The 14,712-nt window shown below is 65.7% G+C and carries 14 protein-coding genes; 13 read left to right on the top strand and 1 reads right to left on the bottom strand.

Annotation, left to right across the window (positions count from 1 at the left end; genetic code table 11):
• The first annotated feature begins 31 nt into the window (after positions 1-31).
• The 11 genes from QX121_RS19610 to QX121_RS19560 all read left to right on the top strand — a co-directional run bounded on the left by QX121_RS19610 (position 32) and on the right by QX121_RS19560 (position 10,204).
• Positions 32-814, top strand: a complete 783-nt coding sequence (locus tag QX121_RS19610) for a pyridoxine 5'-phosphate synthase (RefSeq protein ID WP_315740257.1) — start codon at positions 32-34, stop codon at positions 812-814.
• Positions 811-1,230, top strand: a complete 420-nt coding sequence (gene acpS, locus QX121_RS19605; RefSeq protein ID WP_315758597.1) for a holo-ACP synthase — start codon at positions 811-813, stop codon at positions 1,228-1,230. The genes QX121_RS19610 and acpS overlap by 4 nt, the downstream gene beginning before the upstream one ends.
• Positions 1,231-1,515: 285 nt before the next feature.
• Entirely contained in the window at positions 1,516-2,277 is a 762-nt protein-coding gene (lepB, locus tag QX121_RS19600) for a signal peptidase I (RefSeq protein ID WP_315740255.1), read from the top strand.
• Positions 2,274-3,341, top strand: a complete 1,068-nt coding sequence (rnc, locus tag QX121_RS19595) for a ribonuclease III (protein WP_315812808.1) — start codon at positions 2,274-2,276, stop codon at positions 3,339-3,341. Before lepB ends, rnc begins: the two co-directional genes overlap by 4 nt.
• Entirely contained in the window at positions 3,331-4,257 is a 927-nt protein-coding gene (gene era / locus QX121_RS19590) for a GTPase Era (protein ID WP_315798015.1), read from the top strand. The genes rnc and era overlap by 11 nt, the downstream gene beginning before the upstream one ends.
• A 2-nt stretch (positions 4,258-4,259) precedes the next feature.
• Positions 4,260-4,640 carry a hypothetical protein gene (locus tag QX121_RS19585; RefSeq protein ID WP_315798016.1) on the top strand — a complete coding sequence of 127 codons (381 nt, stop codon included), beginning with the start codon at positions 4,260-4,262 and terminating at the stop codon, positions 4,638-4,640.
• 145 nt (positions 4,641-4,785) lie between these two features.
• Positions 4,786-5,526 (top strand): DNA repair protein RecO, encoded by a 741-nt coding sequence (gene recO / locus QX121_RS19580; protein WP_315812807.1) that lies wholly within the window; start codon positions 4,786-4,788, stop codon positions 5,524-5,526.
• Between the two features lie 294 nt (positions 5,527-5,820).
• Positions 5,821-7,569 (top strand): phospholipase D-like domain-containing protein, encoded by a 1,749-nt coding sequence (locus QX121_RS19575; protein WP_315812806.1) that lies wholly within the window; start codon positions 5,821-5,823, stop codon positions 7,567-7,569.
• 30 nt (positions 7,570-7,599) lie between these two features.
• Positions 7,600-8,646: a DUF2278 family protein gene (locus QX121_RS19570; protein WP_315812805.1), complete on the top strand. Its 1,047-nt coding sequence runs from the start codon at positions 7,600-7,602 to the stop codon at positions 8,644-8,646.
• A 151-nt stretch (positions 8,647-8,797) separates the two neighbouring features.
• Positions 8,798-9,784 carry a glutathione S-transferase family protein gene (locus tag QX121_RS19565; RefSeq protein ID WP_315812804.1) on the top strand — a complete coding sequence of 329 codons (987 nt, stop codon included), beginning with the start codon at positions 8,798-8,800 and terminating at the stop codon, positions 9,782-9,784.
• Between the two features lie 9 nt (positions 9,785-9,793).
• Positions 9,794-10,204 (top strand): ACT domain-containing protein, encoded by a 411-nt coding sequence (locus QX121_RS19560; RefSeq protein ID WP_315812803.1) that lies wholly within the window; start codon positions 9,794-9,796, stop codon positions 10,202-10,204.
• Positions 10,205-10,226: 22 nt separating this feature from the next.
• On the opposite strand, the gene QX121_RS19555 is transcribed toward QX121_RS19560, so the two are convergent.
• Positions 10,227-11,285, bottom strand: coding sequence for a LysR family transcriptional regulator (locus QX121_RS19555; RefSeq protein ID WP_315798054.1), 1,059 nt, complete (start codon positions 11,283-11,285; stop codon positions 10,227-10,229).
• A 155-nt stretch (positions 11,286-11,440) separates the two neighbouring features.
• Between QX121_RS19555 and QX121_RS19550 the strand changes: the two genes are divergently transcribed.
• On the top strand, positions 11,441-13,102 hold the full coding sequence (locus tag QX121_RS19550) for an acetolactate synthase large subunit (RefSeq protein WP_315812802.1): 1,662 nt from the start codon (positions 11,441-11,443) through the stop codon (positions 13,100-13,102).
• Between the two features lies 1 nt (position 13,103).
• Entirely contained in the window at positions 13,104-14,705 is a 1,602-nt protein-coding gene (locus QX121_RS19545) for an FAD-dependent oxidoreductase (RefSeq protein WP_315812801.1), read from the top strand.
• Positions 14,706-14,712: the final 7 nt, after the last annotated feature.

Genomic DNA, 14,712 nt, shown 5'->3' with positions numbered 1-14,712 from the left:
TAGTCTACTCGAAAGTCCTGCGAGCCGGCCCATGTCCGATCCGTCTAAGTCACATCCTCCGAAGCTGCGCCTCGGCGTCAACGTCGATCACATCGCCACCTTGCGAAATGCCCGCGGCGGCCGTAGCCCCGATCCGGTGCGCGCCGCGCTGCTCGCGATCGAGGCCGGGGCCGACGGCATCACGGCGCATCTGCGCGAGGACCGCCGGCACATCCGCGACGACGACATGGCGCGGCTGAAGGCCGAGATCTCCAAGCCGCTGAATTTCGAGATGGCGGCCACCGAGGAGATGGTGCGGATCGCGCTCGCGACGCGGCCGCACGCCTGCTGTCTGGTGCCGGAGCGGCGCGAGGAGCTGACCACGGAGGGCGGCCTCGACGTGGTCGGCCAGCACAAGGCGCTGGCACCGGCGATCGCCCGGCTGAGCGATGCCGGCATCCGGGTCTCGCTGTTCATCGCCGCCGACCCGGCGCAGATCGAGATGGCGGCCCGGTTGCGCGCGCCCGTGATCGAGATCCACACCGGCGGCTGGTGCGATGCCATCACCGACGGCCATGATGACAAGGCGGCTGCCGAGTGGGAGCGGATCGTGACCGGCGCCCGGCTGGCCTATGCGGCCGGGCTCGAGGTCCATGCCGGACACGGGCTCGACTATGCCACCGCCGAGCGGATCGCGACCCTGCCGGAGATCGTCGAGCTCAACATCGGCTACTTCATGATGGGCGAGGCACTGTTCGTGGGTTTGCCCCAGTCGGTGCGGACCATGCGCGCGGCGATGGATCGCGGCCGCGCGCGGCTGGGGACATCAGCATGATCATCGGCATCGGCTCCGACCTGATCGACATCCGCCGGGTCGGCGAGGTCATCGGGCGCCATGGCGAGCGCTTCCTGAACCGCATCTTCACCGCGGCCGAGCGCGCCAAGGCCGAGCGGCGGGCCAAGAACGAGAAGATGGTGATCGCCACCTACGCCAAGCGATTCGCCGCCAAGGAGGCCTGCGCCAAGGCGCTCGGCACCGGAATCCGTCACGGGGTGTGGTGGCGTGACATGGGGGTGGTGAATCTGCCCGGGGGCAGGCCGACCATGCAGCTTACGGGTGGCGCGGCCGAACGGCTCAAGGCGCTGACGCCTGAGGGCCACGAGGCCCGCATCGACCTGTCGATCACCGACGACTGGCCGCTGGCGCAAGCCTTCGTCATAATTTCGGCGGTGCGCCGCGAGACATCCTGATGGGCGGTCGCCCCGCAGGAAAAACAAAAATGCGATCGATTCCAGTGAGTTATATAGTTTTGATACGGCGATTGATTGCGCGGCCCCGCGCAGTCGTCTAAAACCCGCCGGATTGAACCGGCTGCATCACGGGCGGATTCTGGGTCAAACCGGAGTTGGCCTTAACCACCAGAATCAGGACAGACTCCCTTAAGCCGCGGAACGGTATGGTGTTCGCGGGCGGAGGGGTGTTCGGCAACGGCTGGCGAATCGTCGGACCATTCGCCAAGGGACATTGAAAGAGCGATGAGCGTGACCTCCGGAACCAAGACTGAGAGCGGCCTCGGTGAAACCGTTCGCGTCGTCGTTCATGCGCTACTGATTGCGCTGGTGATCCGCACCTTCCTATTCCAGCCGTTCAACATCCCCTCCGGATCGATGAAGGCGACCCTGCTGGTCGGCGACTATCTGTTCGTATCGAAATATTCGTACGGCTATAGCCACTACTCGATTCCGCTGTCGCCGCCGCTGTTCTCGGGCCGCATGTTCGGCTCGGAGCCGAGCCGCGGCGACATCGTCGTGTTTCGTCTGCCCAAGGACGACACCACCGACTACATCAAGCGCGTGATCGGCCTGCCTGGCGACCGCATCCAGGTGCGCGAAGGGCTGCTCTACGTCAACGACAAGCCGGTGCAGCGCGAGCGGCTCTCCGATTTCATCGGCGAGGATCCCTGCGGGCAGCCCGACTCGACCGCGCGCGTCAAGCGCTGGAAGGAGACCCTGCCGAACGGCGTCAGCTACGAGACGCTCGACTGCGTCGACAACGGCTATGTCGACAACACCGCGGTGTATACCGTGCCGGCCGGCAACTTCTTCATGATGGGCGACAACCGCGACAACTCGACCGACAGCCGCTTCCTCAGCCAGGTCGGCTACGTGCCGTTCGAGAACATCGTCGGCCGCGCGCAGCTGATCTTCTTTTCCATTGCCGAAGGCGAGCATGCCTGGGCGTTCTGGCGCTGGCCGGTATCGGTGCGCTGGAATCGAATCTTCAAATTCGTCCGATGATCGACGACTCACCCGAAATCCAGACGACGCAGGCTGCCGCATCGAGCCCGCAACCCGGCACGGGTGCGCTGGAGGCGACGCCCAAGGCCGCGTCGCGGCCGAGGTCCGAGATCAAGCCTGAGCAGAAGAGCGAGCCCAAGATCGAGTCGAAGACCGATTCCAAGACTGATCCGAAGCCGAGCTTCAAGACGGATACGAAGACCGTCGAGTCCGAATCGGCGATCGCGAGCCCGGACGCGGCGGACACGGCCCAGCTTGTTGCCGAGACCGATCCCGACGGCAAGCCGCGCAGCAAGGCGAAGGGCAGTCGCCGCACCAAAAGCGCGGGAATCGGCGCGGCCAAGGGCGCCAAGGCCGCGGACAAGGCCGCCAATGCCGCGATCGAGGCGCGCATCGGTCATCACTTCGCCGATCCGTCACTGCTTAGCACCGCCTTCACCCACGTCTCGGCGCTGAAGTCGTCCAAGAAGCGTGGCGACAGCTATCAGCGGCTCGAATTCCTCGGCGACCACGTGCTCGGCCTGATCGTGTCCGACATGCTGTACCGCTCGTTTCCGAGCGCCGACGAGGGCGAATTGTCGAAGCGGCTGGCCGATCTCGTGCGCAAGGAGAGCTGCGCCGACGTTGCCAAGTCGCTCGGCCTGCTCGACGACATCAAGCTCGGCGCGGTCGGCGCCGGCGCCGGGGCGCGGTTGCGCAAGTCGGTGCTGGGCGACGTCTGCGAGGCGGTGATCGGCGCGATCTTCCTCGACGGTGGCTACGCGGCCGCCGCGGGATTCGTCGAGCGCAACTGGACCGAGCGCATGCACAAGCCGCGGCGCCCGCTGCGCGATCCGAAGACGGTGCTGCAGGAATGGGCCCAGGGCAAGGGCCTGCCGACCCCGGTGTACCGGGAGGTCGAGCGCACCGGACCGCATCACGATCCGCAGTTCCGCGTCGCCGTCGATCTGCCGGGCCTGGAGCCCGCTGAAGGCGTCGGTGGCTCCAAGCGGGCGGCAGAAAAGGTGGCGGCATCGGTCATGATCGAGCGCGAAGGCGTCAGCGGCGGCAGCAATGACGGCTGAACAGCAATCAGTGCCGTCTGTCCAGACCCGCTGCGGTTTCGTTGCGCTGATCGGCGCGCCCAACGTCGGCAAATCGACGCTCGTCAACGCGCTGGTCGGCTCCAAGGTCACGATCGTCTCGCGCAAGGTGCAGACGACGCGAGCGCTGATCCGCGGCATCGTCATCGAAGGCGCGTCTCAGATCATCCTGGTCGATACCCCCGGAATTTTCGCGCCGAAGCGCAGGCTGGACCGCGCCATGGTCACGACGGCCTGGAGCGGCGCGCACGACGCCGATGTCGTCTGCGTGCTGCTCGATGCCAAGAAGGGCATCGACGACGAGGCGCAGTCCATCATCGACAAGGCGGCCGCGGTCGCGCACGAGAAGATCCTGGTGATCAACAAGGTCGACCTGGTGCCGCGCGAGAAGCTGCTGGCGCTGGTCGCGGCTGCCAACGAGAAGCTGTCCTTCGCGCGCACCTTCATGATCTCGGCGATCTCGGGCGACGGAGTCGACGATCTCAGGCGGGCCTTGGCGGAGATGGTGCCTCCCGGTCCGTTCCACTATCCCGAGGACCAGATGTCGGACGCGCCGATGCGGCACCTCGCGGCCGAGATCACCCGCGAGAAGATCTATTCGCATCTGCATCAGGAGCTGCCGTATCAGTCCACCGTCGAGACCGACAGCTGGACCGAGCGCAAGGACGGTTCGATCCGGATCGAGCAGACGATCTTCGTGGAGCGGGACAGCCAGCGCAAGATCGTGCTCGGCAAGGGCGGCGCGACGATCAAGTCGATCGGCGCGCAGTCGCGCAAGGAAATCTCAGAGATCACCGGTGTGCCGGTGCACCTGTTCCTGTTCGTGAAGGTCCGCGAGAACTGGGGCGACGATCCCGACCGCTACCGGGAAATGGGGCTCGAGTTCCCCAGGGAATGACAATGAGCGTGCCGCGCAACGTGTTGTGGTTCGAAGTGCTGCTCTACATCTCGCTGATGCTGGATGCGTTGTCTGTTGCCGTCTCGGACCGGACGCCGACCTTCGACATAACCGAGGACATGATCACCGCGCAGACCGTGCTCAACGGGGTGGTCATCCTGCTGCTGTTCTATTTCGTCTATCTGGCGGCGGAGCGCCGCAAGAACTGGCCGCGCTGGGTGCTGCTGGCGGCGCTGGTGCTGTCCGACATCTTCCTGGTGCAGGTGATTGGTCAGAAGGGCATGACGCTCGACGCCGGCATCGAGGTCATCTCCTGCGCGCTGACGACGATGGGATTGTACTACTCGTTCACGGGCGATGCGCGCGGCTGGTTCAACGCGTGACACGGCTGGGCTGATGCCGCCGATCATGCGGAATTTGCGACCGCGCGCGACGCCTCGCGCGTGACGCGATCCGGACGTCCTGCGCTGTGCCGGATGCTTTCGCTTCGCTCGCAATGACGGTGTTTGCCGAGGGACCGCTCGCTTCATGGAATGGACCGACGATGGCATCGTGCTGGGCGTGCGGCGGCACGGCGAATCCTCGGCCGTCGTCGAGTTGCTGACCCGCGAACATGGCAGGCATCTCGGTCTCGTGCGCGGGGCGAGCGGCAAGCGCATGCGGCCGGTGCTGCAGCCGGGCAACACGGTGCGCGCGATCTGGCGCGCGCGGCTCGACGAGCATCTCGGCATGTACGCCATCGACGCGCTGACCTTGCGGGCGGCGGGGCTGATCTCCGCGCAACACGGCGCCTACGGCGTGACGCATCTTGCCTCGCTGGCCCGGCTGTTGCCGGAGCGCGATCCGCACGAGGAGATGTATCTGCGGCTCGAACATGCGCTCGATGATTTCGAGGATGCGGGTGGCGCCGCCGTCCACATCGTACGCTTCGAGCTGGCGATCCTCGCCGAACTCGGCTTCGGGCTCGATCTCGACTCCTGCGCTGCGACCGGTGAGACCTCGGACCTGATCTACGTATCCCCGAAGTCGGGCGGCGCGGTGTCGCGCACGGCCGGCGCGCCATGGGCCGACCGGCTGCTGCCGTTGCCGCCCTTCCTGCGCGAGAGCGACCAGGGCCATGGCTGGTCGCAGCAGGATCTGCTCGACGGTTTCCGGCTGACCGGCCTGTTCCTGCTGCGTCACGTGTTGGAGCCGCGCGGGCAGGGGCATTCCGACGCCCGCGAGGGCTTCATCAACGCCGTGACGCGGGCTAGGCCCGCCCCGCGATAGGCCTCGGTTTTCGACGCTCGTCGTCATGTGCCCTCGCGCTTGTTCGCCAACGTCGAGACTGACGACACACGCGCCGGCATCACGGCAAAGCTGATCCGGATACCGTCTCCGACTGTGACGTCATTCACATCCGCCTTCACATGACCGACGTAGGATCATGCAACAATCCTGGTTGATGACCAGTTTCACATCATTTTGAGGTTGCGTCGTCCGCGGCTCATGGCGAAGATTGTAGCCCTTCGGCGAGATGCGTTTCGTGCGCGCCTTTTTTCATCACCGTGGGGCATTTCGATCATGAGCGATTTCGAGAACAGCAAATCCAGCAACGGGTTCACGTCCAAGCTGTGGCGTGGAGAGCGCATGACGATGATCGGCTTCGACGTCGCCGAGCCCGAACCCGATCTGGTCGGATTCTCGATCGAGGTGAAGTCGCCGGGCGCGCGGGATTTTTCCCAGTTGCGCAACAGGATCGCGTTTTCCTATCCGGCCGGGGCCGGCGCGGAGGTCGACGGCAACCGGAATTTCCCGTCGACCGAGGCGCCGTTCCAGAAATTCCGCTGGATCCATTTTCCTTACCGGCCCAAGGACGGAGTCTATACGTATCGCGTCGCCAAGCAGCACATGCGCAACGACGGCACGCTCGTGGCAGGGACCAGCCTCTCGCTCGACATCACGCAGAGCGCCGTGACCTATGATGGCCTCATCGACATCGGTTTCACCCGCAACTTCGCCTCGTCTCAGGCCTATCGCGATCAGTTCGGCAACAATGCCGAGATCATCCCCGTCGAGAGCCGCGACGGGCCGAGCTTCGAGAAGCTCGACCTCGCCAACGAGGCCGGCGACAGCGTCTACGAGTGGCTGGGGTTCGAGGCCTACGACCTCCTGTTCAGCTTCTTGAAAGAGGCCCTGGCGGATCCCGGGCTCACGCTCGACGTGATGGCCTATGACCTCAATGAGCCCGACGTGATCGGCCTGCTGGAGCAGTTCGGCCCGCGGCTGCGCGCGATCATCGACGACTCCAACGCCAAGGATAACAGCCACAAGCTGCCCGGCAGCGCGGAATCGCGCAGCGCCAAACGCTTCAAGCAGGCGGGTGCTGCCGTGCTGCGCACGCATTTCAGCAATCTCCAGCACAACAAGGTCCTGATCACGCGCCGCAACGGCAAGCCCGAGAAGGTGCTGTGCGGCTCGACCAATTTCACCTTCCGCGGCCTCTATATTCAGGCCAACAACATGCTGGTTTTTCATTCGCAGGACGTCGCCGGGCTGTTCGGCGAGATGTTCGACATCGCCTTCGAGGACCCCTCGGCCTTCCGGACGAATGATTTTTCCAAGAAGTGGCACGCCGTCCACACCGAGGGAAAGCCGACCGTACAGCTCTGCTTCTCACCGCATCAGGCCACTGATCTCTCGCTCAATCCGATCCGGGCCGCGATCGATCAGGCCACCTCGTCGGTGTTCTACTCGGTCGCATTTCTGAGCCAGCTCGGTGACGGTCCGACCAAGGAGGCGTTCGACCGCGTGATGGAGCGGCCGATCTTCAGCTACGGTACCGTCGACAAGCGCGGCGCCCTGGAGCTGCGCAAGCCCGACGGCTCGATCGGTCTCGTCGATTTCGCCTATCTCGCGAGCAAGGCGCCGGAGCCGTTCCGCAGCGAATGGTCCGGCGGCAAGGGCCGTAACATCCATCACAAGTTCCTGGTGACCGATTTCAGCCTGCCGACCGCGAAAGTGTTCACCGGATCGAGCAACTTCTCGCCGAGCGGCGAGAAGGGCAACGGCGACCATCTCATCATGATCGAGGACCGAAAGATCGCCACCTCCTATGCGATCGAGGCCACCCGCGTGTTCGATCACCTGCAGTTTCGCAACCGGATGCGCGACGCGTTCCACGGCAAGTCCGAGCGGCAGCGCGCTGCATCCGCGCCTGCCGCGATCACGCTGCGCAAGCCGACCGCATTGTCCGGCAAGCCGGCCTGGTTCGAGCGCTTCTATGTCGAGGGGTCGCAGGCCGAACGCGATCGATTGCTGTTCTCGTCCTAGATATCGTTACGGACAGGTTTGGAGACGACCATGCCATTGAACGACTATTCGCTTCTCAAGGGTCGGCCCATCAACAATCGTCTGGCGACGGGAAGCAGTCCGCACTATCAGGTGCAGGTCTCTGCCGATGGTGAGCTCTATCGCATCGCCATCAATGTCCGCTCCCAGGATGGCAGCGAGGTCGAATTCCTGGTCCGCTCGCGCTTCGAACATCCGATCGTCGATGGCCTGAAGGCGTTTTCGGAAGGGCTGCATCCGCTGGAGAGCAAGCCCGGCGGCGTGGCACTCGATTTCATCCGGGGCAATCTGATGCAGCCATGGGAGCTGAAGCCGCTGCCGCTGTCGGCTGCGGGTCCCGACAACGATCTCAACGAGAAGATCGACGCCTACGTTCAGCGCGCCATGTCGGACGAGACGGCTCTCATCTATGCCTTCGGCGTCGCATGGGGACCGGAGGACAAGGCCGACCGCTATTTCGGCTTCAAGCCAGGCCGCGGCATCCACGACATCCATTTCAACCAGGGCAATCCGCCCGGCAAATACGCCAAGGACAACGGTCCCTGGCAGGATGGCGGACTGCTCTTCGAGTTTCCCGACCAGCAGCAATGGGTCGCCGTCTTCCTGAAATTCCAGACCCAGGCCTGGCATTCGGACGATGCCAGCGGAAGGGTCATCCTTCCGCCCGATCCCGATCACCCGAACGCGCCGCATACGCCTCCCGACCGTGACCACATTCCGCCGCTCGACGTGCCCGATGGGCTGGTGCGGATCATCGCGGCCTACGTCAACGACGTGCGAACGCCGGAGCACGAGACGGTCACGCTGCTGAACACCGCCGATGTCGACGTCGATCTCACTGGCTGGCAGATCAAGGACAGGCAGAAGAACGCCATGCAACTGAGCGGCACGATCGCGCGCGGCGCCACCTTGGTGGTGCCCATCGTCGCGCCGGTCGCGCTGTCGAACCGCGGCGGAATCATCACCCTGTTGAATGCCGCGGGCGTGAAGGTGCACGGCGTCTCCTATACGCGGGAACAGGCGGCGCAGCCGGGCCGCACCATCCCGTTCCAGTCGTGACCGCGTGTTTCGGCGGAGCCGTGCCTTGAAGCGCGGGCTCTCCGCTGGCGCAGCGGCGGAGTGATGTGTACTCCTGTCATGCGAGGGACCAAGGCAAAAGGGCGGCACATTGCCGCCCTCCGCCCAGGCCACGGTGTGAGAGGAGAGCGTCATGGGAGTCCTGGTCGACGGCCGATGGCACGACGTCTGGTACGACACGGCGGCGTCCGGCGGCCGTTTCATCCGCAAGGATTCGGCGTTCCGAAGCTTCGTCACGGCTGACGGCCGTCCGGGCCCGTCCGGTACCGACGGCTTCGAGGCCGAAGCGGGCCGCTATCATCTCTATGTGAGCCTGGCCTGCCCGTGGGCTCACCGCACCCTGATCATGCGCGCGCTGAAGGGGCTCGATGACATGATTTCGGTATCGGTCGTGCACTGGCTGATGCGCGAGCAGGGCTGGACGTTTGCCGAGGGTCCGGGCGTCGTGGCCGACAGCGTCAATCACGCCGGCCTTCTGCATCAGGTCTACACCGCCGCGGAGCCGCATTATTCCGGCCGCGTCACCGTGCCCGTGCTCTGGGACAAGCAAAACCGCACCATCGTCAACAACGAGTCATCAGAGATCATCCGCATGCTGAACTCGGCGTTCGACGGCGTCGGCGCCAGGCAAGGTGACTATTATCCGCGAGCCCAGCGCGATGAGATCGACGCCATCAATGCGCGCGTCTACGATACGCTGAACAACGGCGTCTACAAATGCGGCTTCGCGACCACGCAATCCGCCTATGAGGAGGCGATCGGCCCGCTGTTCGCCACGCTCGACTGGCTGGAGGAGCGGCTGTCGACCCGCCGCTTCTTGCTCGGCGACACCATGACCGAGGCCGACATCCGGCTGTTCACGACCCTGATCCGCTTCGATGCCGTCTATGTCGGCCACTTCAAGTGCAACATCCGCCGCATCGCCGACTATCCGCATCTTTCAGCCTACACGCGCGATCTCTACCAATGGCCGGGGATTGCCGCGACAGTGAATTTTGAGCACATCAAGCGGCACTACTACGAGAGCCATCGCACCATCAACCCGACCGGCATCGTCCCGGTCGGGCCGCTGCAGGATTTCACCGTGCCGCATGGGCGCGAGCGCCTGGCGGCGAACTGACGAGGATCCATGGCGGGCGAACCCAACCTCGATACGCTGCTGCGCACGATGGCTCCCGAGCTGCAGGACGGCGTATTCGTGTTCTGCACTGTCGATACGCATCACGACGTCCCGGTCGAGCTGACGCCGTTGATGCTGTTTCGAGAGCGCGAAGGGATCACGCTGATCGTCCGGCGCGAGGACGCCGAGCAGGTCGGGCTGCCGTATCAGTTCGTCGCGCGCCTGATCACGCTGTCGGTGCTATCAGCGCTCGATGCGGTCGGCTTCCTCGCCGCGGTCACGACCTGCCTCGCAGGGGCGGGAATCAGCGTCAACGCTGTCTCGGCCTTTCATCATGATCACCTGTTCGTCTCGGAAGCGCAGGGAGAGCAGGCGATACGGCTTCTGCAGGAGCTGTCCCGCAGCGCGGCCAGCAGATGATTGCGCAAGGCCGGCGACCGAGTCAGGCTTTGCCCCTGGTGGGATGATGCGATTGATTACGTCCGGTTGTGCTCGGCTTCTTGCGTGGGACGGGTCGAGACCGATGCATGTCACGTGCGACGCGGGGAGCGGGCGGCCGGCGTGGTCCGGTCAGCGTTCGCGCAGCTTGCGCGCGCACCAGGTCCATCAGCATCATCGCTGCGGGCGATAGGGTCCGTCCCTTCAGCCGCAGGATGCCGAACTGCGCCATCAGCAGGTCCGACGCGCGCGGCTCTTTCAGTTCGGCCACGTTCAGGCGGACCAACTGCCCGGAGGCCAGCTCGTGGGTGAGAACGGCATCGCCCGCGACGAGCACGATGTCGGACCGAATGGCCATTTGCACCAGCAGGCTCGCGTTCTCGGATTCGAGCGCGACGTCGAAGCCGCGGCCCTCCGGCGCAGCGATGAGCGCTTCCAAGCGCCTGCTGAATTCCGGTGGCAGCGCAACGGAGGCGAAGTGCTGGCCGGCGAGTTCGCGTGCCGAAAGCTCCCGTCGGCGCGCCAACGGATGAGTTGCCCGACAGTAAAAGTGTCCTGGAAGGCCGCCGAGCGGCTCGATGTCGAGGCTGTCGTCGGCGCGGATGTCGGTGATGTGCGCGAGGAAGAAATCGAGCTTTCCTTGCTGCAGCACCTCCATCAGGGCGCGCCAATTGTCCTGCACCACGATGATGCGCACGGACGGGTGCTCCGAATACAGCCGCGCCATGGCATCCGGCAGAAGCGTCAGCCCGGTGAACGCGCCGACGCCCACCGTCACCTCGCCGGCATCTCCCGAGCGCAGCAGGCGCATCTCGCGGCCAAGGTCGTCTGCGCTCGACAGGAGCGAGCGGGCCCGCGCCACCAGTCGCTCGCCGACCGGTGTGATCTCCACCGAGCGCGAGCTGCGGTCGAACAGCCGCATCCCGGCGGCGTCCTCGAGGGTCTGCAAGCTGCGGCTCAGCGCTGACTGCGTGACGTGGGCGCGCTGGGCCGCCCGGGCGAAATGCCGCTCTTCCGCGAGGTAGACCAACTGCTGCAGCTGGCGCAGGGTGGGGGTGTACATCGATGCACCGAAATCATTGATCAAGCCATAACAATTCATTGGATTTCTGAGACCGTCAATTCCAAAATGGCGCAAATATAAACAGGGGAAATGCCATGGCGGGGCCGGCCAAGTCGCCCCGAGCTGCGGCAGTTTCCCCGCAACAGGCTTTTCTCATGCCCAACGGCGCACAAGCTCTGATACGGACCCTGGTCAATTCCGGCATTCGGGTCTGCTTCACCAATCCTGGCACCTCCGAGATGCATTTCGTCGCCGCGCTGGACTCCGCGCCGGAGATGCGCGCCGTGCTGTGCCTGTTCGAAGGGGTGGCGACCGGTGCTGCGGACGGCTACGCCCGGATGACCGGCACGCCCGCGGCAACGCTGCTGCATCTCGGTTGCGGCCTCGGCAACGGCCTCGCCAATCTGCACAATGCGCGCAAGGGCAAGGTGCCCGTCGTCAACATCGTCGGCGACCACGCGACCTATCATGTCCCGTATGACGCGCAGCTCCAGTCCGATATCGAGACCGTCGCGCGCAACGTCTCACCGGAATTCGTCTGGACCTCGCAGGTGACGTCGGAGCTGTGCCGCGACGCGGTGGCGGCCGTGAAGGCGGCGTGCTCCTGGCCCGGGCAGGTCGCGACGCTGATCCTGCCGGCCGACGTGTCCTGGGGGGAGGGCGGCGTCGCCGAGCCGGCGCCGGTGATCGAGCCGCCGGCGGCAGCCGACGATTCCGCCGTGCAGGCCGTCGCCGCGGCGATCAAGGCGGGCGGCCGCAGCGCGCTTCTGCTCGGTGGTACGGCGCTGCATGAGGAATCGCTGCTGGCGGCCGCGCGCATCGCCGCGGCCTGCGGTGTGAAGGTCTACGCCGAAACCTTTCCGACACGCATGCAGCGTGGAGCGGGCCTGCCGGCCGTCGAGCGGATCGCCTATCTCGCCGAGATGGCGCAGATCCAGCTCAAGGAGATCGACACGCTGATCCTGGTCGACGCCAAGGCGCCGGTGTCGTTCTTCGCCTATCCCGGCAAGAAGAGCTATCTGCCGCATGACGGCTGCAAGGTGCTGACCTTGTCGACGCCGGCACAGCACGCCGCGTGCAGCCTGACCAGGCTGGCCGCCGCCCTGGAGGCAGCGCGCGCCACGCCGGCGTTGTCACCGGCCTCGCGGCCCGGACGTCCGCGCGGCAAGAAGCTCACCGCGGAAAAGGTCTGCAAGGCGGTGGGTCATCTCTTGCCCGAGAACGCCATCATCATCGACGAGGCGATCAGCTCCGGCCTGATGCTGTCGAAATTCACCGCGGGCGCGCCGCGCCACGATCTGATCACTTTGACCGGCGGCGCCATCGGGCAGGGGCTGCCGAATGCGATCGGGGCGGCGATCGCCTGTCCGGACCGGCCGGTGATCGCGCTGATCGGCGACGGCAGCTCGATGTACACGATCCAGTCGCTGTGGACGATCGCGCGCGAGCGGCTCAACGTCACCGCCGTGATCTTCAACAATGCGTCCTACTCGGTGCTCAACGTCGAGCTGGAGCGGGTCGGCGCCGAGGAGATCGGACCGAAGGCGCGGGCGCAGCTCGACCTTCACGGACCGGTCCTCAAGCTCGCGCAGATCGCCGACGGCATGGGCGTACGCGCGACCCGCGTCAGCACGCCGGACGAATTCACCAGCGCGTTGCAGGGAGCGCTGGCGCGGCCGGGGCCGCATCTGATCGAGGCCATGGTGCCGCCGGCGCTGACCGGCCTCAAGCTGAAGCTTTTGCCGCACCTCTTGGGATCGCTCGACCGCGTCCCGCTGCCGGTGGCGCGGATGCTCAAGCGCAAGATCGCGCCGTGACATGAGCGCGACGCTGCAATCCGATGTCGTCATCGCCGGCGGCGGTCTCGCCGGCATCGTCACCGCGCTGGAGGCACTGCGCGCCGGCAAGTCGGTGACGATCGTGGACCGGGACACGCCCGAGCGGTTCGGCGGGCTGGCGCTGTGGGCGTTCGGGGGCATGGCGCTGGTCGGCACGCCGTTGCAGGCGCGCATGAAGATCCCGGATACGCCCGAGATCGCGTTGCGCGACTGGATCAGGTTTGGCGAGCTCGATGCCGCCGAGCACTGGCCGCTGCAATGGGCGCGCTACTACGTCGCGCATTCGCGCAGCGAGGTCTACGACTGGCTGCTGTCGCACGGCCTGACCTTCATGCCGGCGGTGAACTGGGTCGAGCGCGGCCGGCACGGCGACGGCAATGCGCTGCCGCGCTATCACATCGTCTGGGGCACCTCGCAGCGGCTCACGCGCGTGATGATCGAAGCGATGCGTGCGGCCGATAGCGGCGGCCGGCTGACGGTGCTGCACCGTCACCGCGTCGTCAGCCTCGATCGCGCTGCCGGCGCCGTATCGGGCGTGGTTGCCGTCAACGAGGAGACGGGCGCCGAAATCCGCATCGCCGCGCCGCTGACGGTGCTGGCGATGGGCGGTCTCAATGGCAGCCACGAGGAGGCCCGCGCCAACTGGCTGAAGAGCCGGCCGCTGCCGCAGGCGATGCTCAATGGCGCGCATCCGTTCTCTGATGGCAAATTGCATCACCACGCGGCCGAGGCGCTCGGCGCCGAGATCACGCATGCCGGCGAGATGTGGAACTACGCCGCCGGCATCCCGCATCCGTTTCCGCATTTCGACGGCCATGGCCTGTCGCTGGTGCCGTGCAAATCGGCGCTGTGGCTCAATCACAGGGGTGAACGCATCGGGCCCGAGCCGCTGGTGACCGGCTTCGACACCCATGATCTGTGCCAGCGCGTCGCGGCGCAGGAGAAACCGTATACGTGGCATCTGTTGAACTGGCGCATCGCCGCCAAGGAGTTCGCCATCTCCGGCGCCGAGCACAATCCGCGCATCCGCGACCGGCAGATGCCGATGTTCCTCAAGGAGACCCTGTTCGGCAATCATCGCCTGGTCAGGCAGATGCAGCGCGAGAGCCGGCATTTCCTGGTCGACGAGACGCTGGCCGGTCTCGCCGCCAAGATGAATGCGCTGACCGGCACCGGCGACGTGAAGCCGGAGGTGCTGCAGGCCACCGCCGACGCCTTCGACGCGAACTTTGGGAATGGCGACAAGCTCCACAACGACGACCAGTTGCGCCGCATCCTGCACGCGCGGCAATGGGGGCCCGACAAGCTCCGCACCTGCAAGCCTGCGCCGCTGCAGGCGCCGGGCGCCGGGCCTTACATCGCCATTCACATGCAACTCATCACCCGCAAGAGCCTCGGCGGCCTCAAGACCGATCTGCAGAGCCGGGTGCTCGACACCACGGGTGCGCCGATCGGCGGCCTCTATGCGGTCGGCGAAGCGGCCGGCTTCGGCGGCGGCGGCGCGTCGGGCAAGCGTTCGCTGGAGGGGACGTTCCTGCCGGGTTGCATTCTCACCGCACGGGCGGCGGTGCGCGCAATGTGACGCTACG

This window comes from Bradyrhizobium sp. SZCCHNR2028 (assembly GCF_032380995.1).
Classification (GTDB): Bacteria; Pseudomonadota; Alphaproteobacteria; order Rhizobiales; family Xanthobacteraceae; genus Bradyrhizobium.
This window is presented reverse-complemented; position numbering and strand designations above follow the sequence as displayed.

What these genes read in the sequence shown, in the direction of transcription:
- QX121_RS19610 (WP_315740257.1), top strand. Translation starts at nt 32, where the DNA reads ATGTCCGATCCGTCTAAGTCACATCCTCCGAAGCTGCGCCTCGGCGTC.
- acpS (WP_315758597.1), top strand. Translation starts at nt 811, where the DNA reads ATGATCATCGGCATCGGCTCCGACCTGATCGACATCCGCCGGGTCGGC.
- lepB (WP_315740255.1), top strand. Translation starts at nt 1,516, where the DNA reads ATGAGCGTGACCTCCGGAACCAAGACTGAGAGCGGCCTCGGTGAAACC.
- rnc (WP_315812808.1), top strand. Translation starts at nt 2,274, where the DNA reads ATGATCGACGACTCACCCGAAATCCAGACGACGCAGGCTGCCGCATCG.
- era (WP_315798015.1), top strand. Translation starts at nt 3,331, where the DNA reads ATGACGGCTGAACAGCAATCAGTGCCGTCTGTCCAGACCCGCTGCGGT.
- QX121_RS19585 (WP_315798016.1), top strand. Translation starts at nt 4,260, where the DNA reads ATGAGCGTGCCGCGCAACGTGTTGTGGTTCGAAGTGCTGCTCTACATC.
- recO (WP_315812807.1), top strand. Translation starts at nt 4,786, where the DNA reads ATGGAATGGACCGACGATGGCATCGTGCTGGGCGTGCGGCGGCACGGC.
- QX121_RS19575 (WP_315812806.1), top strand. Translation starts at nt 5,821, where the DNA reads ATGAGCGATTTCGAGAACAGCAAATCCAGCAACGGGTTCACGTCCAAG.
- QX121_RS19570 (WP_315812805.1), top strand. Translation starts at nt 7,600, where the DNA reads ATGCCATTGAACGACTATTCGCTTCTCAAGGGTCGGCCCATCAACAAT.
- QX121_RS19565 (WP_315812804.1), top strand. Translation starts at nt 8,798, where the DNA reads ATGGGAGTCCTGGTCGACGGCCGATGGCACGACGTCTGGTACGACACG.
- QX121_RS19560 (WP_315812803.1), top strand. Translation starts at nt 9,794, where the DNA reads ATGGCGGGCGAACCCAACCTCGATACGCTGCTGCGCACGATGGCTCCC.
- QX121_RS19555 (WP_315798054.1), bottom strand. Translation starts at nt 11,285, where the DNA reads ATGTACACCCCCACCCTGCGCCAGCTGCAGCAGTTGGTCTACCTCGCG.
- QX121_RS19550 (WP_315812802.1), top strand. Translation starts at nt 11,441, where the DNA reads ATGCCCAACGGCGCACAAGCTCTGATACGGACCCTGGTCAATTCCGGC.
- QX121_RS19545 (WP_315812801.1), top strand. Translation starts at nt 13,104, where the DNA reads ATGAGCGCGACGCTGCAATCCGATGTCGTCATCGCCGGCGGCGGTCTC.